We start from the raw sequence: 21,231 nt of genomic DNA, 5'->3' as shown, positions 1-21,231 counted from the left end.
TAACGGCCGTCGATGGAGTTCGCTACCTCCAGTAGCGGAGGTGATACCGAACCGTTGCCCCGTCAGCCGTCCCGGCCCGGCCGCGAGCTGCGCGCCAGCTGCACCGACGCGACCGCGACCACCACGAGCACCAGCCCGAACGCCAGCATCGCGGGCAGGCCCCCGATCAGGCCCCGTGCGGCCGCCGGCGCGAGGTCCGGCGCGGCCACGGCGTGCTCCGAGGCCGCCGGGGCGGCACCGGCGCCCGGAGCGGCCTGCACGCCGTAGCGGCGGCCGTTGGTGCAGTATCCGCCGCGCACGCAGACGTCCAGCAGGCCCGCGTTGGCCGTGTTCGGGTCGGCGGTCGAGGTGCGCACCCCGTACGTGCCGCTCGGGTCCTTGGCGGTGATCTTGATGTTGGCGACGACGCCCAGCGACTGGCCCGCCGCCAGGGTGGGCAGCATGCAGCCGCCCTCGGCCAGCTCGCCCGGGCAGGCCGCGAAGCCGCGGAAGTCCAGCCCGTCGGCCTCGTAGACGAAGACCGTGGGGCGGTAGGACGGGTCCGGACCCGCGTTGTGCACGACGATGGTGACCGGCACGGTCTGACCGACCGAGCCCACCTCCCGGTCGGAGGTGGTCCGGATGTCGGCCAGCTGCGGCCGTACCACCTGGAGGTCGACCTTGACGGCCGCCGCGCCCTGGGACCGGACGGTCACGTAACCCGCGGGCCCCCGGGCCGCGCCGGCCCGCGCCTGCAGCACGAGCTGGAACTGGGCGAAGTCCCCGGCCGCGACGCTGGTCCGGCAGGTGAACACCTGCCCGGACCGGGCGCAGTCCTGGAGCATGTGCATGACGATGACGCTGGACGCCGCCTGCGAGGCGTCCACCACCACGGTGGCGTCCTTGATCTCGGCGCCGGTGTGGTTGTCGGCGGCCACGCCGACCACCGCCACCTCGTACTCGTTGAGCTCCACCGTGCCGCGCACGGCGGAGAGGGTGAGCGCGCCCGCGCCGCTCGCCGCGGCCGGGGCGAGCGCCCCCAGCAGCAGGGCGCCCAGGAGCGCGCCGATCGTCCGCAGTCGCATGGTGGTGCCTTCCTCCCCGAGAGTGTTGCCTGCGGGATCGTAGTGACTGCGCGAGCTGACGGTCAGCCCCGCGGGGTACGGTGGCGTGCGACGTTCGGATGAAACCTGACGTGCCAGGATGGCCCCGAAGCGGGCGAGGACATGGAGGACCCGTGGCGCTGGCGCTGTACCGCAAGTACCGCCCCCGCACCTTCGCCGAGGTGATCGGGCAGGACCACGTCACCGAGCCGCTGATCCAGGCGCTCAGGAGCGGGCGGCTCAACCACGCGTACCTGTTCTCCGGGCCGCGCGGCTGCGGCAAGACCTCCAGCGCGCGCATCCTGGCCCGGTCGCTGAACTGCGCCAAGGGCCCGACCCCGGAGCCGTGCGGCGAGTGCGACTCGTGCCGCGCCCTGGCACCCGACGGCCCCGGCTCGATCGACGTCATCGAGATCGACGCGGCCAGCCACGGCGGCGTGGACGACGCCCGCGAGCTGCGCGAACGCGCGTTCTTCGCGCCCGCGGTGAGCCGCTACAAGATCTACATCATCGACGAGGCGCACATGGTCTCGTCGGCCGGCTTCAACGCGCTGCTCAAGCTCGTCGAGGAGCCCCCGGACTACGTCAAGTTCATCTTCGCCACCACCGAGCCGGAGAAGGTGCTCGGCACCATCCGGTCCCGGACCCACCACTACCCGTTCCGGCTCATGGCGCCGAGCGTGCTGCGGCCGTACCTGGAGCAGCTGTGCGCGTCGGAGGGCGTCACAGTCGAGCCGCAGGTGCTGCCGCTGGTCGTGCGGGCGGGCGGCGGTTCCGCCCGAGACACGCTGTCCGTGCTCGACCAGCTCATCGCCGGTTCCGGGCCGGAGGGCGTGACGTACGCCCGCGCGGTGTCCCTGCTGGGCGTCACCGACGCCACCCTCATCGACGAGATGATCGACGCCGTGGTGGCCGGGGACGGCGCCGCCGCGTTCGCCACCATCGACCGGGTCGCCGAGGCCGGGCACGACTCGCGCCGCTTCGCCGGTGACCTGCTGGAGCGTCTGCGCGACCTGATCATCCTGCGCCAGGTGCCGGAGGCGGGCACCAGCGGCCTGGTGGACGTGCCCGACGAGCAGCTGACCCGGATGCGCACCCAGGCCGAGCAGTTCGGCCCCGCGACGCTGTCGCGCTGCGCCGACATCGTGGCGAACGGGCTGGTCGAGATGCGCGGCGCGACCTCGCCCCGGCTGCTGCTGGAGCTGATCGCCGCGCGGATGCTGCTGCCCGCCGTCGACGACTCGGCCGCGGCCCTGCTCCAGCGCCTGGAGCGGCTGGAGTCCGGCGCCGTGGCCCCCCGGGCCGCGGAGTACGCCCGTCCGGAGCCCACCCCGGCCGCGCCGCGCCCGGCGGCGACCCGCGAGGCCGCACCCGCCCAGCCCACCCCGCCGGCCCAGCCCGCCGCACCCGTCGCGGCCCCGGCCGCCGCGGCCCCGGTCGCGGCGCCGGTGAGCGCGGTCCCGGCCGCCCCAGCCCCGGTCAGCGCGGTCCCGGTCAGTGCCGCGCCCGCCGCTCAGCCCCCGGCCGGTGGCGCGGGCAGCGCGGCCGACGTACGCCGCTCCTGGGAGGAGATCGTGCGTACGGTCGGCCGCAGCAGCAAGAAGGCGGCCGCCTTCGCCCGCGAGGCGGTGGTGCGCGACATCGACGGCAACGCGCTGGTGCTGCTGTTCAAGCACAAGATCCACGCGAGCGGGGTGGAGAACGACCCCGGTCCGCTGCTGGAGGCGGTGCACCAGGTCCTCGGCGGCTCGTGGCAGCTGCGCTGCGAGGTCGGCGGGGACTCGCGCGGCGCCGCGGTCGGCCGCACCGTCGGCGCTCCGGCGGCCGCCGCCCCTACGCGCACCGCACCGCCGCGTACCGCACCCGCCCCGGCGACCGGCGACGACTGGCCCGCCACCGCGCCGGTCGGCGGCACCGCCCAGCCCGCCGCCACCCCGGCCGCACCCGCCGCACCGGCCGCGAGCCGCACCGCGCACCCCGCACCCCGCCGCGACGCCCCCACCGGCGGCCGGGCCGCTCAAGCGCCCGCCGCGAGCCGGACACCGGCCTCAGCCGGGGCCGGCCGACGGACGACGGCCGCCGACGACGGACCGCCCCTGGACGAGCCGCCCTACGACCCCGAGTTCGACGGCCCGCCACCCGGCGGCGTACGCGCCTACGAGGGCTTCGACCCCGGCGACGAACCCACCGACGAGGTCGTCGACCCCGCCACCGCCCGGCAGACCACCGAGCAGGCCGCCGTCGACTCCCTTCGCAGAAGCTTCAACCTCGAAAAGATCGACTGACACCCCGACCCACCTGACGCGCGGCATCGCGCGGGGTGGGTCGTGCGTGCAGTTTCGGGGAAAGTGCAGGAATCGGGTCCAAGATTCGCGCACTTTCCCCGAAACTGCACGGATCATGAAGCCGCGAGCGAGGGTGAGGCAGGCGCGGCGAGTTCGCCCCCACGTGCAAAGCCCGCACGGAGCCGGGCTCCGTGCGGGCTTCACCAGGGGGTACGGGTCAGCGCTGCTCGCCGTCGGCCATCGGGAAGTGGCAGGCGGCCAGGTGGCCCTCGGTGTCGGTGGCCGCGTGCCGCACCAGCGGCGGCGGCGTGGTCGCGCAGATCTCCTGGGCCTTCCAGCAGCGGGTGCGGAACCGGCAGCCCGAGGGCGGGTTGATCGGGCTGGGCACGTCACCGGTGAGCAGGATGCGCTCCCGCTGGTCGCCCGCGCGCCGCTTCGGATCCGGCACCGGCACCGCCGACAGCAGCGCCGCGGTGTACGGGTGCCGCGGGTGCGAGTACAACGAGTCCCGGTCGGCGATCTCGACGATCTTCCCGAGGTACATGACCGCGACCCGGTCGGAGATGTGGCGCACCACCGACAGGTCGTGCGCGATCACGACGTAGGTCAGGCCGAGCTCCTCCTGCAGGTCCTCCAGCAGGTTGACGACCTGCGCCTGGATGGACACGTCCAGGGCCGACACCGGCTCGTCCGCGATGATCATCTTCGGCTTCAGGGCCAGCGTACGGGCGATGCCGATGCGCTGGCGCTGGCCGCCGGAGAACTCGTGCGGGTAGCGGTTGTAGTGCTCCGGGCTGAGGCCCACCAGCTCCAGCAGCTCCTGCACGGCCTTCTTGGTGCCCTGCGGGGTCTTCACGCCCTGGATGTAGAACGGCGCTCCGACGATGGCACCGACCGTGTGCCGCGGGTTGAGCGACGAGTACGGGTCCTGGAAGATCATCTGCAGGTCCCGCCGCAGCGGGCGCAGCTTGCCCTGGGACAGGTGCGTGATGTCGCGGCCCTCGAACCGGATGCTGCCGCCGGTCGGCTCGATGAGCCGGGTCAGCAGGCGCCCGGTCGTCGTCTTGCCGCAGCCGGACTCGCCGACCAGGCCGAGGGTCTCGCCCGGCCTGACGTCGAAGTCCAGCCCGTCGACCGCCTGCACCGCACCGACCTTGCGCTTGAGCAGGCCCTTGGTGATCGGAAAGTGCTTCTGCAGGCCGCTGACCGAGAGCAGGGCGTCGTTGTGCATCGGCGCGCTCATGCCACGCCCTCCAGGTTCGGCTTGATCTCGTTCTGCCAGATCTGACGGCGCTCGGGCGCGGTCAGGTGGCACCGCACGCGGTGCTTGCCGCTGTCCAGCGACAGCAACTCCGGCACGTCGCGCCGGCTCGCGCCGCCGGTGCGGTCGGCGAAGGCGCAGCGGGGGTGGAAGGCGCAGCCCGAGGGCACGTTGATCAGAGACGGCGGGGTGCCCTTGATAGGCAGCAGCCGGTCGGTGACCGGCCGGTCCAGCCGCGGCATCGAGCCGAGCAGACCCCAGGTGTACGGGTGCTCCGGCCGCTCGAAGATGTCCTCGGCACTGCCGTACTCGATGCACTTGCCGCCGTACATGACCAGGACGTCGTCGGCCAGTTCGGCGGTGACGCCCAGGTCGTGCGTGATGATGATCAGCGCGGAGTTGAACTCCCGCTGCAGGTCGCGCATCAGGTCCAGGATCTGCGCCTGCACCGTCACGTCGAGCGCCGTGGTGGGCTCGTCGGCGATCAGCAGCTCGGGGTCGCACGACAGCGCCATGGCGATCATCGCGCGCTGGCGCATGCCGCCGGAGAACTGGTGCGGGTGGTCGTCCACGCGCCGGTCGGGCTGCGGGATGCCGACCCGGCCGAGCATGTCGATCGCGTGCTTGCGGGCGACCTTCTTGGAGACGTTGTTGTGCACCCGGTACGCCTCGACGATCTGGGCGCCCACGGTGTAGTACGGGTGCATCGCCGACAGCGGGTCCTGGAAGATCATCGCCATCCGCTTGCCGCGCAGCTGGCGCACCTGCTCGCGCGACGAACTGACCAGCTCCTGGCCGTCGAGCCAGATCTCGCCGGAGATCTTCGCGTTCTGCTGGTGGTAGATGCCGAGGATGCCCAGGCTCGACACGGACTTGCCCGAGCCGGACTCGCCGACGATGCCCAGCGTCTTGCCGCGCTCCAGCGAGAAGCTCAGCCCGTCGACGGACTTGACCACGCCGTCGTCGGTCGGGAAGTGAATCTTCAGATCCCGCAGTTCCAGGAAGGACGTCGCCTCCGCCGAGGGACGAGGAGAGATCACAGTGTTCATGACAGCCTCACCCGCGGGTCGACCACCGCGTAGAGCAGATCGACGACCAGGTTCGCGATCACGATGAAGAAGGCGGCGAGCATGGTCACGCCCATGATGCGCGGGAAGTCGCCCTTGTTGATCGCTTCGATGGTGAACTTGCCGATGCCCTGCAGCGAGAAGGTGGTCTCGGTGAGCACCGCACCGCCGAGCAGCAGGCCAAGGTCCAGGCCGAAGATGGTGATGATGGGGGTCAGTGCGCCGCGCAGGCCGTGCTTGACCACGACCGTACGCTCGCGCAGGCCCTTGGCGCGGGCGGTGCGGATGTAATCCTCGCCCATCGTCTCGAGCATGCCCGCCCGCGTGTTGCGGGCGTAGGCGGCGGCATAGAGGAACGCCAGCGTGATCCACGGCAGGATCAGGTTGTACGCCCACATGCCCGGGTCTTCGGTTATCGGGGTGTAACTGCTGCCGCGGGCGGTCCAGTCGAACGGTCTGCCGTAGCTGAAGATCGACAGTGCCAGCGTGCCGGTGAAGAAGATGGGCAGCGAGACGCCGGCCAGCGCGGTACCCATCGCGAACCGGTCGAAGAGGCTGCCTCGTCGCAGCGCCGACAGGACGCCGGTGGCGACACCCGCCAGCAGCCAGATGACCGCCGCGCCCAGGGCCAGTGACGCCGTCACCGGCAGCCGGTCAAGCAGGTCGTCGAAGACCGGGCGCTTGGTGATGAAGGAGTAGCCGAAGCAGGGTGCGGGGCAGTGCTCGACAGCCGGGCCGTAGTCGTAGTCAGCGCCGACGAAGATCGCCTTCACCCAGCGGCCGTACTGCTCGTACAGCGGGTCGTTGAGGCCGAGCTTCTCCGCCGCCTGCGCCTGCACCTCGGCGGTGGCCCGGGGGCCGACGTAGCGCGCCGCGAAACTCTCCGGGGTGGCGCCGGCCAGCCGGGGCAGCCCGAAGAAGATCAGGAAGGTCGCGATGCTGACCGCGAAGAGCATGATCGCGCCGCCGAACAGGCGCCGAATGATGTAGTTGACCACGATTGTCGGCCCGGGTGGCCGACCGGACCGGAGCCCGGTCGGCCACCCTACGCCTTCACCTACCTTTGGTTGTTGCCGTCCAGATGCCCGGTGCGATTACTGCGCCGCGCCGAGGGCGAGGTAGTCGTACATGCCGAACGCCTCGTTGACGAAGACGTTGGTCAGACCCTTGCCACGGATGGTGAGAGCCTTGGCCCACACACCCGGCAGGATCACGGCCTCGTCCATGACGCGCTTGTCGACCTGGCCCCAGAGCGCGTCGCGCTTCTTGACGTCGGTCTCCAGCAGCGCGTTGTCGATCATCTGGTCGACCTCGGGGATGTAGACCGAGATGTTGGACGAGCCGCCCGAGTCACGGATGACGCGGCTGTCGACGATCTGCGACAGGAAGCCGAAGCCGTCGTTCCAGTCCGCACCCCAGCCGTTGGTGGCCATGCCCAGCTTGGCCTCACCGTTGCGGAAGCCCGGCTTGCCGGCGTACAGCGCGAAGTAGTCGCTGGCCGGGTAGCCCTTCAGGGTCAGCTTGATGCCGACGCGGCCCAGGGACTGCTGCAGCGACTCGGCGGTCGCCTGCTCCTTCGGGCGGTCCGAGCGGTAGGCCATGTTGACCTCGAAGCCGTCCGCCTTGCCGCAAGCGGTCAGCGCGGCCTTGGCCTTGTCCAGGTCACCCTTGTTGTCGGCACCCGCCGGCCACACGACGTCCTTGATCGCGCCCGGCACCTGCGGCGGCATGAGGCTGGTCGCGATGGCGCCACCGGCCTCCTCACCGTTGTAGGCGGCCTGGTAACCGGTGCGGTCCGCGGCGTACATGATGGCCTTGCGGCACTCGATGTTGTCCAGCGGCGCCACCTTCGGGTTGATCGAGGTGTACCACAGGCGCGCGATCGAGGGGTTGTCCGCGCGGGCCTTCAGCTCCTGGTCGCCCTGGATCTTGCCCAGGGTGGCCGACTGCACACCGGTGCCGGCGACGTCGATCTGCAGGTCACCGGAGATGAGCTGGTTGTCGATGTCGGTCGCCGCGACGCCCAGCTGGACCTCGTAGCGGTCCGGCAGCGCCTTGCGGTTCGGGTCGGTCGCCGCGTCCCAGTTCGGGTTGCGCTTGAGGGAGAAGCTCTTCTCCGCCTCGTACGTGTCGAACATGTACGGGCCGGACGAGACCACGTGGGTCTTGTACTTCGCGCCGTCGTCCTTGGCCTCGGGGACCGGAACGGTCGAGGGCAGCATCGCGAAGTAGTCGAAGCCACCGAACGCCGTCTTCAGGTGGAAGACGATCGTCAGCTCATCGGGGGTCTCGATGGCCTTGGTGTCGACACCCTTGCTCTTGTACGGGCCCTTGTACCCGTCCTCGAGCGCCAGGAAGTCGTTGAAGTAGGTCGGGCCGTTGACGAAGACGTCCTTGTCCAGCGAACGCAGGACCGCGTACTTCACGTCCTTGGACGTGATCGCGGTGCCGTCCTCGTACTTCAGGCCGGCGCGCAGCTTGTAGGTCCAGGTCTTGCCACCGTCGCTGGGCTCGCCCAGCTTCTCGGCGAGGTCCGGCACCAGCTGGCTGCTCTCCGAGCCGGGGCCCGGCTTGAACATGACCAGCGAACGGCCGTAGAGACGCAGGAAGTTCCACGAGTAGCCGTAGTAGGTGTCGCCCGGGTCGGTCGAGTCCCAGTCGGACGAGTGGGCGAGCTTGATCGTGCCGCCCTTCTTGTCGGACGGGTTGAAGACCGCGGTGAGCGCGGCGTTGTACGCGTCCTTCGCCGCCGGAGTGCTGGGTTCGTCCGTCTTGCCGCTGCAGGCTGCCGCCCCCAGCGCGAGTGCGAACGCGGCGACTGAAGCCGCGAGCACCCTTCCCTTCTTCTTCACTTACATTCCTCCCTGGTGGAACGGTTCGCGTCTCGAACCGGTGCAGTGGTGGTCCGTTGGGTCGTGCCGGGCGGGTTCAGCGCCGGCCCTTGGGATCGAGGGCGTCGCGCAGGCCGTCGCCGAAGAGGTTGAAGGCCAGCACGGTCACGAAGATCGCCATGCCGGGGAAGAACATGAAGTGCGGCACGTTGTAGTACTCGGTGGCCTTGCCGAGCATGCCGCCCCAGCTGGCGGTCGGCGCCTGGATGCCGACGCCGAGGAACGACAGGCCCGCTTCGAACAGCACGTTCGTGGGGATGGTCAACGTCGTGTAGATCAGGATCGGCGCGATCAGGTTCGGCAGCATCTCCCGGAACACGATGTACGGCCCGCGGGCGCCCAGGCTGCGCGCGGCGTCGATGAACTCGCGCTCCCGCAGCGACAGGGCCTGGCCGCGCACGATGCGCGCGACGTAGGGCCAGTTGAAGAAGCCGATCACGAAGATCAGCATCGCGATGCGCAGGCCGTTGCCGGAGAGCCCGAACGCGGTGTCGGGCAGCACGCCGACGATCGCCATCGCGAACACCAGCAGCGGGAACGCCAGGAACAGGTCCATCGCCCGGCTGATCAGGGTGTCCACCCAGCCGCCGAAGAAGCCCGCGATGACGCCCAGCGTCGCCCCGATGAGCACCGACAGCACGGTCGCCAGGAAGGCGATCAGCAGCGAGATCTGCGCGCCGTAGACGACCCGGCTGAACAGGTCGCGGCCGTTGAGCGGTTCCAGACCGAACAGGAAGTCCCCGCTGATGCCGCTGTTGGTGAAGAACAGGAAGTCGCCCCGGGGCAGGTTGCCCAGCGACGGGTCGAGCAGTGCGGTGTCCTGGTGGAACTCGTTCGGCGGATGCCCCAGCAGCTTGACGATGAACGGCGCGAAGATCGCCATCACGATCAGCAGCAGGACCACCACGCCGCCGGTCATGGCGACCTTGTCCCGCTTGAGACGGGACCAGGCGATGCGGCCCAGTGATCGGCCTTCGATCGCCTTGGCGGGCGCGGCATCGGTGCGCACCTCTGAGACAGAGGTGTCGACTGGCGTGGCCATGAGACGGAGCGCCCCTCCCTGCGGAGGCCGGTCACGTCACACCGGTTGCGCCTGGAGGGTGGCCGGCTGCCGCGCGACATCCGCTCGGTTGTTACCTAGCGTGACTCGCGCCGCCCGACCCCATCCGCCGTGGGGGGCGATCGGATGACAGGCGACAGCGGTGCCGTGTGGTGCACGCCACCGCGTGATCAGAGCATTCTTCGCGAGTGTTACCGCGTCAAGCTCGGGCCGTGCCTGTAACCAAGTTCAGGCTCTACCGTGATGGTGGCGTTATAAAAACCGGACGCCGGTGACGCAGAAAACAGCAGGTGGATGCCATAGGAACATCGTGCTGCTTGAATATCTGCGGGGCGTGATAGGACGTGAATCAGAGGGTGCGGCGACCCTCGAAGGCGCGACCGAGCGTGATCTCGTCGGCGTACTCCAGGTCACCGCCGACGGGCAGGCCGCTGGCCAGGCGGCTGACCGTGATGCCCATCGGCTTCACCATCAGCGCCAGGTAGGTGGCGGTGGCCTCACCCTCGGTGTTCGGGTCCGTGGCCAGGATCAGCTCGGTGACCTTTCCGCTGCTCAGCCGGGCCATCAGCTCGCGGATGCGCAGGTTGTCGGGGCCGACGCCCTCCAGCGGATTGATCGCCCCGCCGAGCACGTGGTAGCGGCCGCGGAACTCGTTGGTCCGCTCGATCGCCACCACGTCCTTGGGCTCCTCGACGACGCAGATCGCGTCCTCGCGGCGCCGCGGGTCACGGCAGATGCGGCACGAGTCCTCCTCGGCCACGTTGTAGCACTGCACGCAGAAGCGCACCTGCTCCTTGACCCGGGTCAGCGCCGCGGCCAGCCGCTTGATGTCGGTCTGGTCCGCCGCCAGCACGTGGAAGGCGATGCGCTGGGCGCTCTTGGGGCCCACGCCGGGCAGGCGGCCGAGCTCGTCGATCAGATCCTGGATCGCACCCTCGTACACGGCGGGCCGGGCCTAGAAGGGGAGGCCCATGCCGCCGAGACCGGCGGAGAGCGGACCCATCTTCTGCTCAGTGATCTTGCGGACCTCGTCGGCGGCGTTCGTGATCGCCGCGAGCACCAGGTCCTCGAGAGTCTCGACGTCCTCGGGGTCGACGGCCTTCGGGTCGATCGAGACCCGGCGGAACTCGCCGGTGCCGCTGGCCGTCACGGTGACCAGGCCGCCACCCGCGGTGCCGGTGACCTCGGCCTCGGCCAGCGCCGCCTGCGCCTGCTGAAGCTGCCGCTGCAGGCCCATCAGCTGCTTCATGTTGGGCTGCTGCCGTCCACCACCCGGGCGCATGCTGTGCTCCTCTGGATCGCCGCCAATGCCGACTCCGACAGCCTAGACCGCACCGCCGACAGGCCGGCCACGACCGGGCCCGGACGTGAAAGGGCCCCCGTGCACCCGGTATTGCCTGCTTATCCTTGCTGCCTTCCGGCCCTGGGGAGGTTCACAGGGTGCCGCCGCACGGGGGCTCTGTCATGCTACCCGCTGGGTCGGTCGTGCGTGGCACGACCCCGGTATGTATTCTCTTCCACGGAGGATTCGCCTAGAGGCCTAGGGCGCACGCTTGGAAAGCGTGTTGGGATAAAACCCTCACGAGTTCGAATCTCGTATCCTCCGCCAGCTCGAGCCCCGGTCCGCGGACCGGGGCTCGACTCGTCTGCGGGGTGCGCCTAGCGTGGGCGGCATGAGCGAGCAGGAGCGCGACACGGCGCCGCCGCCCTTCGTCTGCCTGGACTGCTACGGCGCCGGCAAGCGGGTGGAGCACCGCCTCATCAGCACCCCCACCGGCACCACCACCCGCGCCCTCTGGATCACCTGCGGCTGCCGCCCCGACCCCGGCCAGGTCACCACCGGCCCCTGACGCGTCCCCGCCACCCTCGGCGCGGCCACGGGGACGCGTGCAGTTTCGGGGAAAGTGCACGAATCGTGGACACCCTTCGCACAGTTTCCGCGAAACTGCAGCCTCCGACCTCTTCTCAAGATTTTTCGAGGGGAGTTTTCCTCCTTGAATGGTGGCGTTTCGGGCGGTTTCGGCGGCATAAAACCTCCGTAAACTGGATAAACATGAGCGAGTCACCTCCGAGAAAACCTCACGGTGAGGTTGCGGTCACGCAAGGTAGTCGTAGGATTGCCGACACGACCTCACCCCCGGTGAGAGTCACCTCACAGGCCGTAGTTTCTGGTAAGGGGACAGCCATGCGCGGATCCTTCGCTCTCGCGACCGTCATGATGCTGGGCGGGGCCGCCTGCGCCGCCCAGGCCACCAACGCGACGCACACCACCCCCGAGCGCGGCAGCGTCGTCGCCTCCGTGGCCCAGGGCCCCGACATCGTCGACCTCCAGGGCGTGCGCGGCATGCGCTTCGGCGCCACCCGCGGCGACCTGGACTCGCGGCTGGACAAGTCCCGCGCGGGCTGCAGCTCCCAGGCGACCGGCATGCCCGAGGGCAGCCTGGTGTTCGGCCCGGACGACCGGCTGGCGCTGGTCTGGTTCGACAGCCCGCTGCGTACGCCCGAGGGCGTGCACACCGGCAGCACCGTCGCCGAGGTGCGCGGCGCGTACCCGCAGGCGCAGCGGCTGACCGCCCCCGCCGGCAGCTACCAGTTCGACGGCCTGCTGGTCGTCCAGGGCGACCGCGGCTACCTGTTCCTGCACGACGGCACCACGGTGCAGAAGGCGATCGCGGGCTACGGCGACTCGCTGCGGCAGCTGTTCAACACCGGTTTCGGCGCCTGCTGAGACATCGTGTATTGTCTGCGGCGGTGGTGTGTCCGAGTGGCCTAAGGAGCACGCCTCGAAAGCGTGTGAGGGGGTAACCCCTCCGCGGGTTCAAATCCCGCCGCCACCGCCACGAGAACGCCCGTTGGTTTCCACCGAGGAACCGGCGGGCGTTTTCTGCTGCATGGGAAGATCAGCCCATGAGTACGCATATCGGCGCCAAGCCCGGTGAGATCGCGGAGCGGGTCCTCATGCCCGGCGACCCGCTGCGGGCCAAATGGATCGCGGACAACTACCTCGAGAACGCGAACTGCTACTCGACGGTGCGCAACATGTTCGGCTTCACCGGCACGTACCAGGGGGTGCGGGTGTCGGTGCAGGGCTCCGGCATGGGCATGCCCTCGGCCTCCATCTACGCCCACGAACTGATCAACGACTACGGCGTGAAGACGCTGATCCGGGTGGGGTCGTGCGGGGCCCTGGCCGAGTCGCTGAACCTGCGGGACGTGGTGGCCGCCATCGGGTCCAGCACCGACTCGAACATGAACCGGATGCGCTTCGACGGGCTGATCGACTACGCCCCGGTGGCCGACTTCGGCCTGCTGCGCACCGCGGTCGAGGTGGCCGAGCGGCGCGGCATCACAATGCGGGTCGGTCCGATCCTGGCCGCCGACGCCTTCTACACCGACCGGCCCGACCTGTACGACACGCTGGCCGACTACGGCGTGCTGGCGGTCGAGATGGAGTCGGCGGCGCTGTACACGATCGCGGCCCGCTACGACGCCCGCGCGCTGACCATCCTCACGGTCAGCGACCACATCAAGCGGGGCGAGGCCACGACCGCCCAGGAGCGGGAGCAGACCTTCTCCCAGATGGTCGAGATCGCCCTGGACACCGCCATCGCCTGAGCCGCAACGGCAGAGGGCGCCCCCTCCGTACGGAGAGAGCGCCCTCGGACCCGCCCTGCGGCTACAGCGTGGTGACCTTGAGGTCGGGTGCGGTCAGCACCGGCGAGTCGACGAAGACCAGGTCGATCACCGGGTCGGTGAAGAACACCAGCGGGAGCGGGATGTTCGGCGGCAGCGACGTCGGGCTGTAGTCGACCGGGATGAGGCCGAGCAGGTTCCCGCGGAACCTGCTCGTGTAGAACTTCACGGTGTCGCCCTTCACCGTCAGCTTCGGGGTGGTCAGCTCCTGGTCGGCGCCGTTCTTGCCGTACACGTGGAGCTTGAAGTCCGCGGTGTCGGACTGGCTCATGGAGAACTGCAGGACCTCGACCGTGCCCGACCGGGTGGGCAGCTGCACGATCCCGTCGAACACCAGGTTGTACATGGTGACGCGGCTGCCGGTCAGCAGCGAGGCCCGCTCCGCCACGAGCGGCTGGCCCTTGGCCGCCTGCAGCCGCTTGGCCGTCGGGGACGGCGAGGGCGACGGCGAGGTGGGCGCGGGCTCCGAGTCGTCCGGAGACGGCTTGGCCGTCGGCGAAGCGGTGGGCTCCGGCGACGCGGACGGCTTCGGCGACGCGGACGCCGACGGCTTCGGGTCCTCGGCCGAGGGCGACGGCGACGGTTCGGGGGATTCGGTCGGGCAGGGGGTGGGGCTCGCCGAGGGCGACGGGCTGGCCGCCGCCCCCAGCAGCTGCCCGACCGTGGTGAGCAGGCCGCCCACCGCGGTACGGACCGGGCCGTCGGCTGCCGCGACCGTGCCGCACTCGGCGGCGCGGGCCGGCTGCTGTGCCGCGACCACGGCCAGCATCGACGCGGCCAGGGTCGCCACGACGATGCCCATCGCCGCGTGGCGCGGTCCACTGCGGCGCTCGCTGTCCGGAGCCTCCTGCTCGTACGGCTGCCGCTGGGTCGGCACGCCGTCGCGCAGCGGGTTGACCGCCGGCGGCAGGGTGTCGGTCATCGGGCCGTCGAGCAGGTCGTCCACGTCGGTGGAGTCACCGCCGTCGGTGGAGTCGGGCTCGTCGCCGCGCTCGGCCCGGTCGCCCTTGTCCGACGCGGGATTCCAGGCGAAGACGAGGCCGCCGCCGACGATGCCGAGGATGGTGCCGACGAACCAGCCGCCCAGGTTGATCGCGATCAGCGAGTAGATCGCGACGAACACGCCGATCAGGCCGTAGAACATCCGCTGCGCCGGGGAGAACCAGGCGAGCAGTCCTGCGATCACGAGGATGAACGGGATCAGCAGGGCCTGCAGACCGGTGACTCCGACACTGATGGTGGCGCCGTCCAGGGTCATCTTCGTGCTGGCGATGATCTCGATGCCGGCCAGGATGAGGAACTTGCCGCCCCAGTACGGCCGGCTGCGCCGCCAGGCGTTAAACCCTTGCCACGGGTTCACGGTTGCCTCCAAGGGATGATGGCCGGGGGTGGGCCATGATGCCACGCCCCCGGCCAGAACGGCTCGGCAGTGGTCAGCCGGGGAAGCAGCCGGTCGAGTTGGCCTCGACCGTCAGCGACAGACCGGTCAGGTTGAACGTGCCGGCCTGGGTGCTGCGGGCGACCTGCTTGACGTTGTCGATCTCCGCCTTGTCGGCCTCCTGGCCGAACATGCCGGCGGTGCCGGCGGCCGGGCCGCCCGCGGTCAGCTCGGACGCGTCGGCGCCGATGTTGATGTTCGTGAACTCGGCGTCACCGGCCAGGCTGTCCATGCCGATCAGCAGGTTGTGCGCGGTCACCGGGGCCCCGGCCGAGCGGCCGGCGCGGATGAACAGCGTGAACGTGCCGAAGGGCAGCGGGGTGGTGACCGACTGGCAGAGGTTGGTCAGCTTCGCGTCCTTGATCGCCGACATGGCGACCGCGTGCGGGGTGCCGTTCTTCTCCACCAGCACGCCGCCGTACTGGCTGAAGCCGTCCGCGCTCAGGTGGTCGGCCGAGATCTTGGCGGTCTGGCCGGAGATGTGGAACGTGACCGGAACCGCGCCCTGCGCCACACCGGCCATGAGGCCCGAGACGGCGATGGTGGCCGGCACCACGACAGCGGCGAAACGCCGCCATTTGGTACGGCCCAGTACCAGATTGCCTTGCGAGTCCTTCACGGGGACCTCCTCGCGTTGGGATTTGCCCCGCGGCGCCTCGCCGGCGGGGTGGGTCTGCACCGGGGCGCGCGCAACGGACCGCGCCCGGGGGTGGGCAAGATGTTTCCGGCTTATGACGCGGACCACAAGTGGCTAGCTACCCACCGGTAACACGTGGTGGCATGCGAGATCAAGAATCCTCACGCTGCGTCACGGCACTCGAGGCCTTGGCCCGAAGATGTCCGAGTCGCCGATGACGCTCATCACAGACGGTCGAAGTTCACCGCAGGATAACGGTTTGGTAACGACAGGGCCGTGATCAGCTGAACGGCCAGGGGTGCCATCCCCTGGAGGGCGCGGCGAGCGGCGGCACACAGGAGCGCCCGCCGCGCCCGGCGTACCGCCTACGCCTCACTGGCTGCAGTCGGCACACCCTCGGTCTCAGGGACCATGGGGTGCGAGCCACGGGCCTGAGACCATCATCACCCTAAACGGCCTAGTCGACTATGTCTAGACCGTTCTAAGGAAGAAGTTGATTCGGGACAAGTGACGGTGATCTACTACTGGGGCGAGCCATGGGAGATGACCGTATGACCGCCAAGTACGAGCGGCTGGCGAACGCCATCCGCGAGAGGATTCGCTCGGGAGAGCTGAAGCCCGGAGACAAGCTGCCGTCCATCAGCCAGCTTCGCGAGGAGTACCAGATCAGCTACGGCTCCGTGCGCGGCGCCATGCTGGTGCTCAAGGCGGAGAACCTGATCGAGGGGCGCCAGGGAGACGGAGTCTTCGTCAAGGACCCCAACCGCAAGGACGACTGACCTGCGGTGACCGAGCACCCGTGCCGCGCTCGCGCGGACGGGCGCTTTTGTGTGCCCATCGAGCCGGCACGACACGGGGCGCAGTCACCGCTGATGCGCACCCCAGACGGACAGAGGGCCCCTGCCGCGAACGGCAGGGGCCCTCTGTCCGTCTGGAATCAGGTCACCTTCACCGGGTACGACCCGGTGTAGGTGGCCGCGTGATCGGTGTCAGCCGGCATGTAGACGCGGTAGCTGAACGTGCCCCGCGCCGTCGGCTTGACCGTGAACGTGTACCCCGCCGAGTAGATCGTCGTGGTCTTCACGTTCTTCCACACCCCACTGACCAGCTGCTGCAGGTAGATCGTCTTGCCGTAGTGGCTCGGCGCGACGGTGCCGGTGACGGTGAACGAGCCGCCCAGTGCGAAGGACGTCTTCGACAGCTTCACCGTCACCGCCGTACGCACGGTGACCGTGCGCAGCGGGCTGCTCGAGTAGCCGTACACCGTCGAATCGCGGTAGATCCACTGGTAGTCCATGCCGGCGGTCGGCTTGTGGCTGAAGGCCAGGTCGCCGGTGGTGCTGGTGTACACCGTGCCCAGCGCCACCCAGGCGGTCGTGCCCTTCGCCCGGCCCAGCAGCTGGACCGGCGAGTTGACGATCGCCGCGTTCAGGTCGGCGCGGGTCAGCCGCCCGGTGACCGACACCGTGCCGCCGTAGGTCAGCGCCGTGGAATTGCTCGACACCGTCAGCTTCGTCGGAACGATCCGGGCGGTCACGCCGGCGCTGTACTTGCCCGACCGGTCCCGCACCCACGCCTGGAAGCTGTACGTGGTGGCTGCGGTGACGGTCACCGTGGCACTGGCAGCGGTGCCCGCGTACGCCGACGTGCCCGCGGTGGGCGAGGCCGGCGCGGTGTTGCCCGTCGCCATCCGCACGACCACCTGGTCCACGTTGGCGAGATCAGGCAGCGTCCAGGACAGCTTGATCGACGTGGCGGAGGCCCCGGTCGCCCGGAAGTCGGCCAGCCCGCTCAGCTCCGACTCGCCGGTGCGGAACGTGGTCGAGAACTGCTCGGTCTGCGTGACCCCGTCCTGGTCGCGTACCCCGTTCACCACGATCCGGTATGGAGCGGTCGCGGACAGGACGGCCGCAGGGGTCACCTTCGCGGTCCGGGTCGCGGCGTCCCAGAACACCGTGCCCGCCACGTTCGCGCCGGTCCTGCCGTCGACCAGCCGGACCGTCGACGCGGTCACCGAGGCCGCGTCCACGGGACGGGCGAACACCACCGACGGCGCGAGGGCCCGGCCCACGCCGGTGCCGAAGTCCGACGGCGTGACCGACCGTACGAAGGCCGGCTCGCCGACCGGAATCGGCGTCGCGGGGTTGCCGCCGCGCATCACCACGAGGCCCGACCCGCCGTTGGCGACGGCTACATCCAGCGCACCGTCGCGGTTGACATCGCCGACCGCGACGCCCTGAACGGTGTACGCCGCGTACGGAAGGCTGAAATCGCCCGCCGCGGCGAGCGTGCCGTTGGCCTCCTGCGTGAACGCGCTCACTTCCATCCACCCGTCGTGCCCGAGGACGACGTCGGCGCGCGAGTCGCCGTTCAGGTCGCCGGCCTCGACCGGCTTGGGGCTGTTGTAAGTCAGGTAGAACACGGGCGCGTCGAGGCCGCCCGAGGTGTTCTGCCGGAAGACGGCGAGCCGCCCGGCACCGGTGGTGGCCACCACGTCCGCACGGCCGTCACCGGACACGTCCGCGACCTCGATGCCGCTGACGCTGGTGGAGACCTGCGCGACGCCGTGCTCGGTCCGGTTCCAGCCGCTGCTGGCGTGGTAGACCCGCACCACTGAGGCCGAGCCGTCCCGGCCGCTGTTGAAGCCGACCACGTCGGGGCGGGCATCGCCGTCGACGTCGCCGAGCTCCACCTCGTCGATGAAGTCCGCGGACACGGTCGAGGGCGTGAAGGAGCCGTTCGCCTCTCGGGTCAGCAGCTTGGTGCCGACCGCGGTGACCGTGGCGCTGCTGACCACCAGATCGGTGTCGCCGTCGGCGTCCATGTCGGCCGCCGCGATCAACTGCGCGCCGAGGGTGTTCGGGATCAGACCGGCGTCGGTCAGCGCGCCCGCCGCGGACTGCCGGAAGATCTGCACGCCGCGCGAGGTGGCGATGGCGACGTCGAGTCGTGTGTCGCCGTCCGCGTCGAGCAGGGCGATTCCGGCCTGGTCGTTGTACTGGATCTGCGTCGTGTACTTGACGGGAGCCATGAGCCGGCCGTAGGCCCCCTGGGGGTAGACGACCAGCTTGTAATCGTTGGCAGGGTCGTTCAGGTAACCCATGACGAGCACGATGTCGTTGCGGCCGTCACCTGTCACGTCGCCGATGACGACGTTCTCCGGGACCGATCCGGTGGTGATGGTCTGGTACGGCTGGAACATCGCCTGCAGGCCGGGGGTCACCGAGAGGGTGTACGGGCGGCTGTCCACAGCACCGTTGTAGTTGCGCACGGCCACGTAGTACGTCCCGGCCGGGAGCGTGATGTCCAGCTGCTCCGTGGCCGTCGCGTCGGCGCTGTCGGCCTGCCCGATCCGCTGCAGGTTCTGGTCGTACACGGTCAGCACCGCGTCCATGTTCTGCCCGATGCTCCCGTTGTAGGCGGGCGGTGCCAGGCGGAACTGGACCGGCTTGCGGTCGGTGTTCTCCCAGCGGTACCAGTCGACGTCGCCCTCGACCGCGATGGTGCCGGTGACCGAACTGGCGAACGCGGTGGCCCGCGCGGGCACGTCGTTGGACTCGTTCGTGCCCAGGGCGGCCTGCGCGAAGTCCGTGGTCGCGGTCCCGCCGACGGCGTAGAAGGCGTCCACGATGCCGTTGCCGTAGTAGGGGTCGAGGCCGTGCGGACCGGCGTCGCGGGCAGTCGTCTTGATCTTGGCGATGACCTGCGCCGGCGTCATCGACGGGTTGACCGTCCGGACCAGCGCCGCCACGCCCGAGACGAGCGGCGCCGCGAACGACGTGCCCGCCATGCCGTACCAGTAGTTGCCGTCGTTTCCGGTCGAGATCATGTCGAACCCGGGGGCCGCGACGTCCACCCAGTCACCCAGGCTGCTGAAATCGGTCAGCTTGCCGGCGGCGTCGGTCGCGCCGACCGCGAGCACCTCCGGGTAGGCCGCCGGGTACTGCGGCGTGAAGTTCCCGTCGTTGCCGGCCGCCACGACGACGACCGCGCCCTTGTCGGTGGCGTACGTGACGGCGTCGTGCAGGACCGGGTCGTCGTCCACGCCGCCCAGCGACATGTTGATGACCTTGGCACCGTGGTCGGCGGCCCAGATGACGCCCTCGGCGATGTCGGAGTCGTAGCCGTAGCCCTCGGAGTCCAGCACCTTGACCGGCAGGATCTGGGCGGTCCACGCGGCACCGGCCACGCCGATCCCGTTGCCGGTGTTTGCTGCCGCGATACCGGCGACCTCGGAGCCGTGGCCGTTGTCGTCGGAGTTGGTGCCGGCGGCGATCGGCGTGTTCGCGATCGCGTCGTAGCCGGCCAGCACCCGACCGGTGAGGTCCTGGTGCGTGCCGTTGACGCCGGTGTCGAGCACGGCGATCACCTGGCTGGTGGAACCCTTGGTGCGGTCCCACGCCTGAGGAAGCCGGATCGTGTTCAGGTAGCCCTGGTCAGTGGCATACCAGGAATCATTCGGGACGACGGCCATCTTGCGGCGGTAGTCCAGCGAGACGCTCGCGACGGCCGGGTCGGCCTGCAGTTCGCGGAGCAGCTTGGCGGCGGCGCCCTTGGCGCTCACCCGGACGTAGCCGGTCCCGGCCACGGCGCCCGCGGAGCGCATACCGCGCGCGGACAACGCCTTGTCCTTGGCGGCGGCCGCGGCATCGGGCTTGAACCGCACCAGCAGGGTGTCCGGGTTGTAGTCGCGCCCCTTGGCATTGTGGGAGCGCTCGGGACGGTTCATTTTGACGCTGGTCTTGATGTGGTCGTCGGATGGCGCGGCTGAGGCTGAAACCGGAATGGTCAGCGAACTCAGGACAGCCAACGCGCACGCCGCGACCGCCGGTCGGCGGAGCAGCACGGAACCCCCATGATCGAGAAAGTTGGCGTTCGAAGCATTCCAAACCCTCGACCGGCCAGAAATCGGCCGAACAGGCGGGCGGCGGCCGCAACCGGTCCAGTTCGCACCACCTCCGCAGCGCACCGCACCGCGAACCACCGGAGCGGTCGGGCAAGGGGCGAAGAGTCGGCCACCCGAGCTCGACCACCTGGTCCTCCCTGCGGCAGGTGCAGCGCTACGACGGCCACAAGCTGGGCCTTCTCGCAGACGACCGGCCTACGTGCCCGCCCGCTTTTCGCCCCGTGCGGCACCTGACCCACTGGACGGCGGCGAACGGCTAGGTCAGAGCCTCCGTGATCGCCGCTTGAGGTCGCGAGATGCAGTTCAGCGGCTTGAAACGACCCAAACCAGCGATCAAGCGAGGCCTAGCACCGGAAGAACGTCGTTTCCGGTCGGCATCCGCGCTTCCCGGCACGCCACCAGCCACGAAAGTGACCAGAGACGCCGACCACCCGCCGCCTTCCATAAACGCTGGCCTATGACATGGAATTCGCGAAGATCATCTTCGACTGGATAGGCCAGCGTTTATGAAAGGGGGCGGCGCGGCGCGACCATGGCGCGACCGGCGCGGGAACGAGACGTGGTGGCCTGGCCTGGCGGAACGGGGCGAGACGGGTCGACCGGGTGCCAACGATCAAGGGCCGGTCTCCACTGAGTGGAAACCGGCCCTTGGCCTGCTGGTGCGCCCGAAGGGACTCGAACCCCTAACCTTCTGATCCGTAGTCAGATGCTCTATCCGTTGAGCTACGGGCGCTTGCTTGCTGGATCAGCATACACGGCCGGATTTCCGACCGCGAACGTGGTCCCGCGCGGAGGCTCCGGGATTCGAACCCGGGAGGGGCTTTAAGACCCCAACCGCATTAGCAGTGCGGCGCCATAGACCGAACTAGGCGAAGCCTCCAGTGGTGGACTCACAGGTCTCCCTGTTCGAC

Annotated in this window: 16 protein-coding genes, 4 tRNA genes and 1 other RNA gene; 7 read left to right on the top strand and 14 right to left on the bottom strand. The window is 69.7% G+C overall.

Translation table 11 applies throughout. The annotated features are described in order from the left end of the window. Positions 1–62 precede the first annotated feature (62 nt). On the bottom strand, positions 63–1,064 hold the full coding sequence (locus QEZ54_RS25245) for a hypothetical protein (protein ID WP_281307182.1): 1,002 nt from the start codon (positions 1,062–1,064) through the stop codon (positions 63–65). Between the two features lie 152 nt (positions 1,065–1,216). Here QEZ54_RS25245 and QEZ54_RS25240 point away from each other — a divergent pair, with 152 nt between their 5' ends. Continuing rightward, positions 1,217–3,367 (top strand): DNA polymerase III subunit gamma and tau, encoded by a 2,151-nt coding sequence (locus QEZ54_RS25240; RefSeq protein ID WP_281307181.1) that lies wholly within the window; start codon positions 1,217–1,219, stop codon positions 3,365–3,367. A gap of 217 nt (positions 3,368–3,584) precedes the next feature. On the opposite strand, the gene QEZ54_RS25235 is transcribed toward QEZ54_RS25240, so the two are convergent. From QEZ54_RS25235 to ffs, 8 genes are all read right to left on the bottom strand, one after another. Then, positions 3,585–4,610: an ABC transporter ATP-binding protein gene (locus QEZ54_RS25235; RefSeq protein ID WP_281307180.1), complete on the bottom strand. Its 1,026-nt coding sequence runs from the start codon at positions 4,608–4,610 to the stop codon at positions 3,585–3,587. Next, complete coding sequence (locus QEZ54_RS25230; protein WP_281307179.1) at positions 4,607–5,677, bottom strand: ABC transporter ATP-binding protein; 1,071 nt, start codon at positions 5,675–5,677, stop codon at positions 4,607–4,609. Before QEZ54_RS25230 ends, QEZ54_RS25235 begins: the two co-directional genes overlap by 4 nt. Then, positions 5,674–6,693, bottom strand: coding sequence for an ABC transporter permease (locus QEZ54_RS25225; protein WP_281307178.1), 1,020 nt, complete (start codon positions 6,691–6,693; stop codon positions 5,674–5,676). The genes QEZ54_RS25230 and QEZ54_RS25225 overlap by 4 nt, the downstream gene beginning before the upstream one ends. 96 nt (positions 6,694–6,789) lie before the next feature. Then, complete coding sequence (locus QEZ54_RS25220) at positions 6,790–8,529, bottom strand: ABC transporter substrate-binding protein (protein WP_281307177.1); 1,740 nt, start codon at positions 8,527–8,529, stop codon at positions 6,790–6,792. A 94-nt stretch (positions 8,530–8,623) separates the two neighbouring features. Beyond that, a complete protein-coding gene (locus QEZ54_RS25215; protein WP_281307176.1) occupies positions 8,624–9,628 on the bottom strand; it encodes an ABC transporter permease in 1,005 nt (334 codons plus the stop codon). Positions 9,629–9,995: 367 nt separating this feature from the next. Further along, on the bottom strand, positions 9,996–10,589 hold the full coding sequence (recR, locus tag QEZ54_RS25210; protein ID WP_281307175.1) for a recombination mediator RecR: 594 nt from the start codon (positions 10,587–10,589) through the stop codon (positions 9,996–9,998). A 12-nt stretch (positions 10,590–10,601) separates the two neighbouring features. Then, positions 10,602–10,928, bottom strand: a complete 327-nt coding sequence (locus QEZ54_RS25205; RefSeq protein WP_281307174.1) for a YbaB/EbfC family nucleoid-associated protein — start codon at positions 10,926–10,928, stop codon at positions 10,602–10,604. An 85-nt stretch (positions 10,929–11,013) separates the two neighbouring features. Beyond that, an RNA gene (ffs, locus tag QEZ54_RS25200) (signal recognition particle sRNA small type) lies at positions 11,014–11,109 on the bottom strand. 58 nt (positions 11,110–11,167) lie between these two features. On the opposite strand from ffs, the gene QEZ54_RS25195 reads away from it, so the two are divergent. From QEZ54_RS25195 to deoD, 5 genes are all read left to right on the top strand, one after another. After that, positions 11,168–11,255: transfer RNA gene (locus QEZ54_RS25195), tRNA-Ser, on the top strand. Between the two features lie 64 nt (positions 11,256–11,319). After that, the gene (locus QEZ54_RS25190; RefSeq protein ID WP_281307173.1) at positions 11,320–11,496 is read left to right on the top strand and encodes a hypothetical protein; all 177 of its coding nucleotides are present in this window, start codon (positions 11,320–11,322) and stop codon (positions 11,494–11,496) included. 335 nt (positions 11,497–11,831) lie between these two features. Further along, positions 11,832–12,374: a hypothetical protein gene (locus tag QEZ54_RS25185; protein ID WP_281307172.1), complete on the top strand. Its 543-nt coding sequence runs from the start codon at positions 11,832–11,834 to the stop codon at positions 12,372–12,374. Positions 12,375–12,396: 22 nt separating this feature from the next. Then, a tRNA-Ser gene (locus QEZ54_RS25180) sits at positions 12,397–12,486 on the top strand. 67 nt (positions 12,487–12,553) lie between these two features. Next, positions 12,554–13,261: a purine-nucleoside phosphorylase gene (gene deoD / locus QEZ54_RS25175; RefSeq protein WP_281307171.1), complete on the top strand. Its 708-nt coding sequence runs from the start codon at positions 12,554–12,556 to the stop codon at positions 13,259–13,261. A 61-nt stretch (positions 13,262–13,322) separates the two neighbouring features. Here deoD and QEZ54_RS25170 read toward each other — a convergent pair whose 3' ends face one another. Next, a complete protein-coding gene (locus QEZ54_RS25170; protein WP_281307170.1) occupies positions 13,323–14,699 on the bottom strand; it encodes a DUF6114 domain-containing protein in 1,377 nt (458 codons plus the stop codon). A gap of 73 nt (positions 14,700–14,772) precedes the next feature. Next, positions 14,773–15,396, bottom strand: a complete 624-nt coding sequence (locus QEZ54_RS25165; protein ID WP_281307169.1) for a DUF6230 family protein — start codon at positions 15,394–15,396, stop codon at positions 14,773–14,775. Positions 15,397–15,965: 569 nt separating this feature from the next. Here QEZ54_RS25165 and QEZ54_RS25160 point away from each other — a divergent pair. Then, the gene (locus tag QEZ54_RS25160) at positions 15,966–16,193 is read left to right on the top strand and encodes a winged helix-turn-helix domain-containing protein (RefSeq protein WP_217399499.1); all 228 of its coding nucleotides are present in this window, start codon (positions 15,966–15,968) and stop codon (positions 16,191–16,193) included. Positions 16,194–16,351: 158 nt separating this feature from the next. Here the strand turns inward: QEZ54_RS25160 and QEZ54_RS25155 are convergent, their stop codons facing one another. From QEZ54_RS25155 to QEZ54_RS25145, 3 genes are all read right to left on the bottom strand, one after another. Continuing rightward, on the bottom strand, positions 16,352–20,143 hold the full coding sequence (locus QEZ54_RS25155; RefSeq protein ID WP_281307168.1) for a S8 family serine peptidase: 3,792 nt from the start codon (positions 20,141–20,143) through the stop codon (positions 16,352–16,354). Positions 20,144–20,977: 834 nt separating this feature from the next. Then, a tRNA-Arg gene (locus QEZ54_RS25150) sits at positions 20,978–21,053 on the bottom strand. Between the two features lie 56 nt (positions 21,054–21,109). Further along, a tRNA-Ser gene (locus QEZ54_RS25145) sits at positions 21,110–21,200 on the bottom strand. Positions 21,201–21,231: the final 31 nt, after the last annotated feature.

Source organism: Catellatospora sp. KI3 (genome assembly GCF_029948125.1).
Taxonomy (GTDB): domain Bacteria; phylum Actinomycetota; class Actinomycetes; order Mycobacteriales; family Micromonosporaceae; genus Catellatospora.
This window is presented reverse-complemented; position numbering and strand designations above follow the sequence as displayed.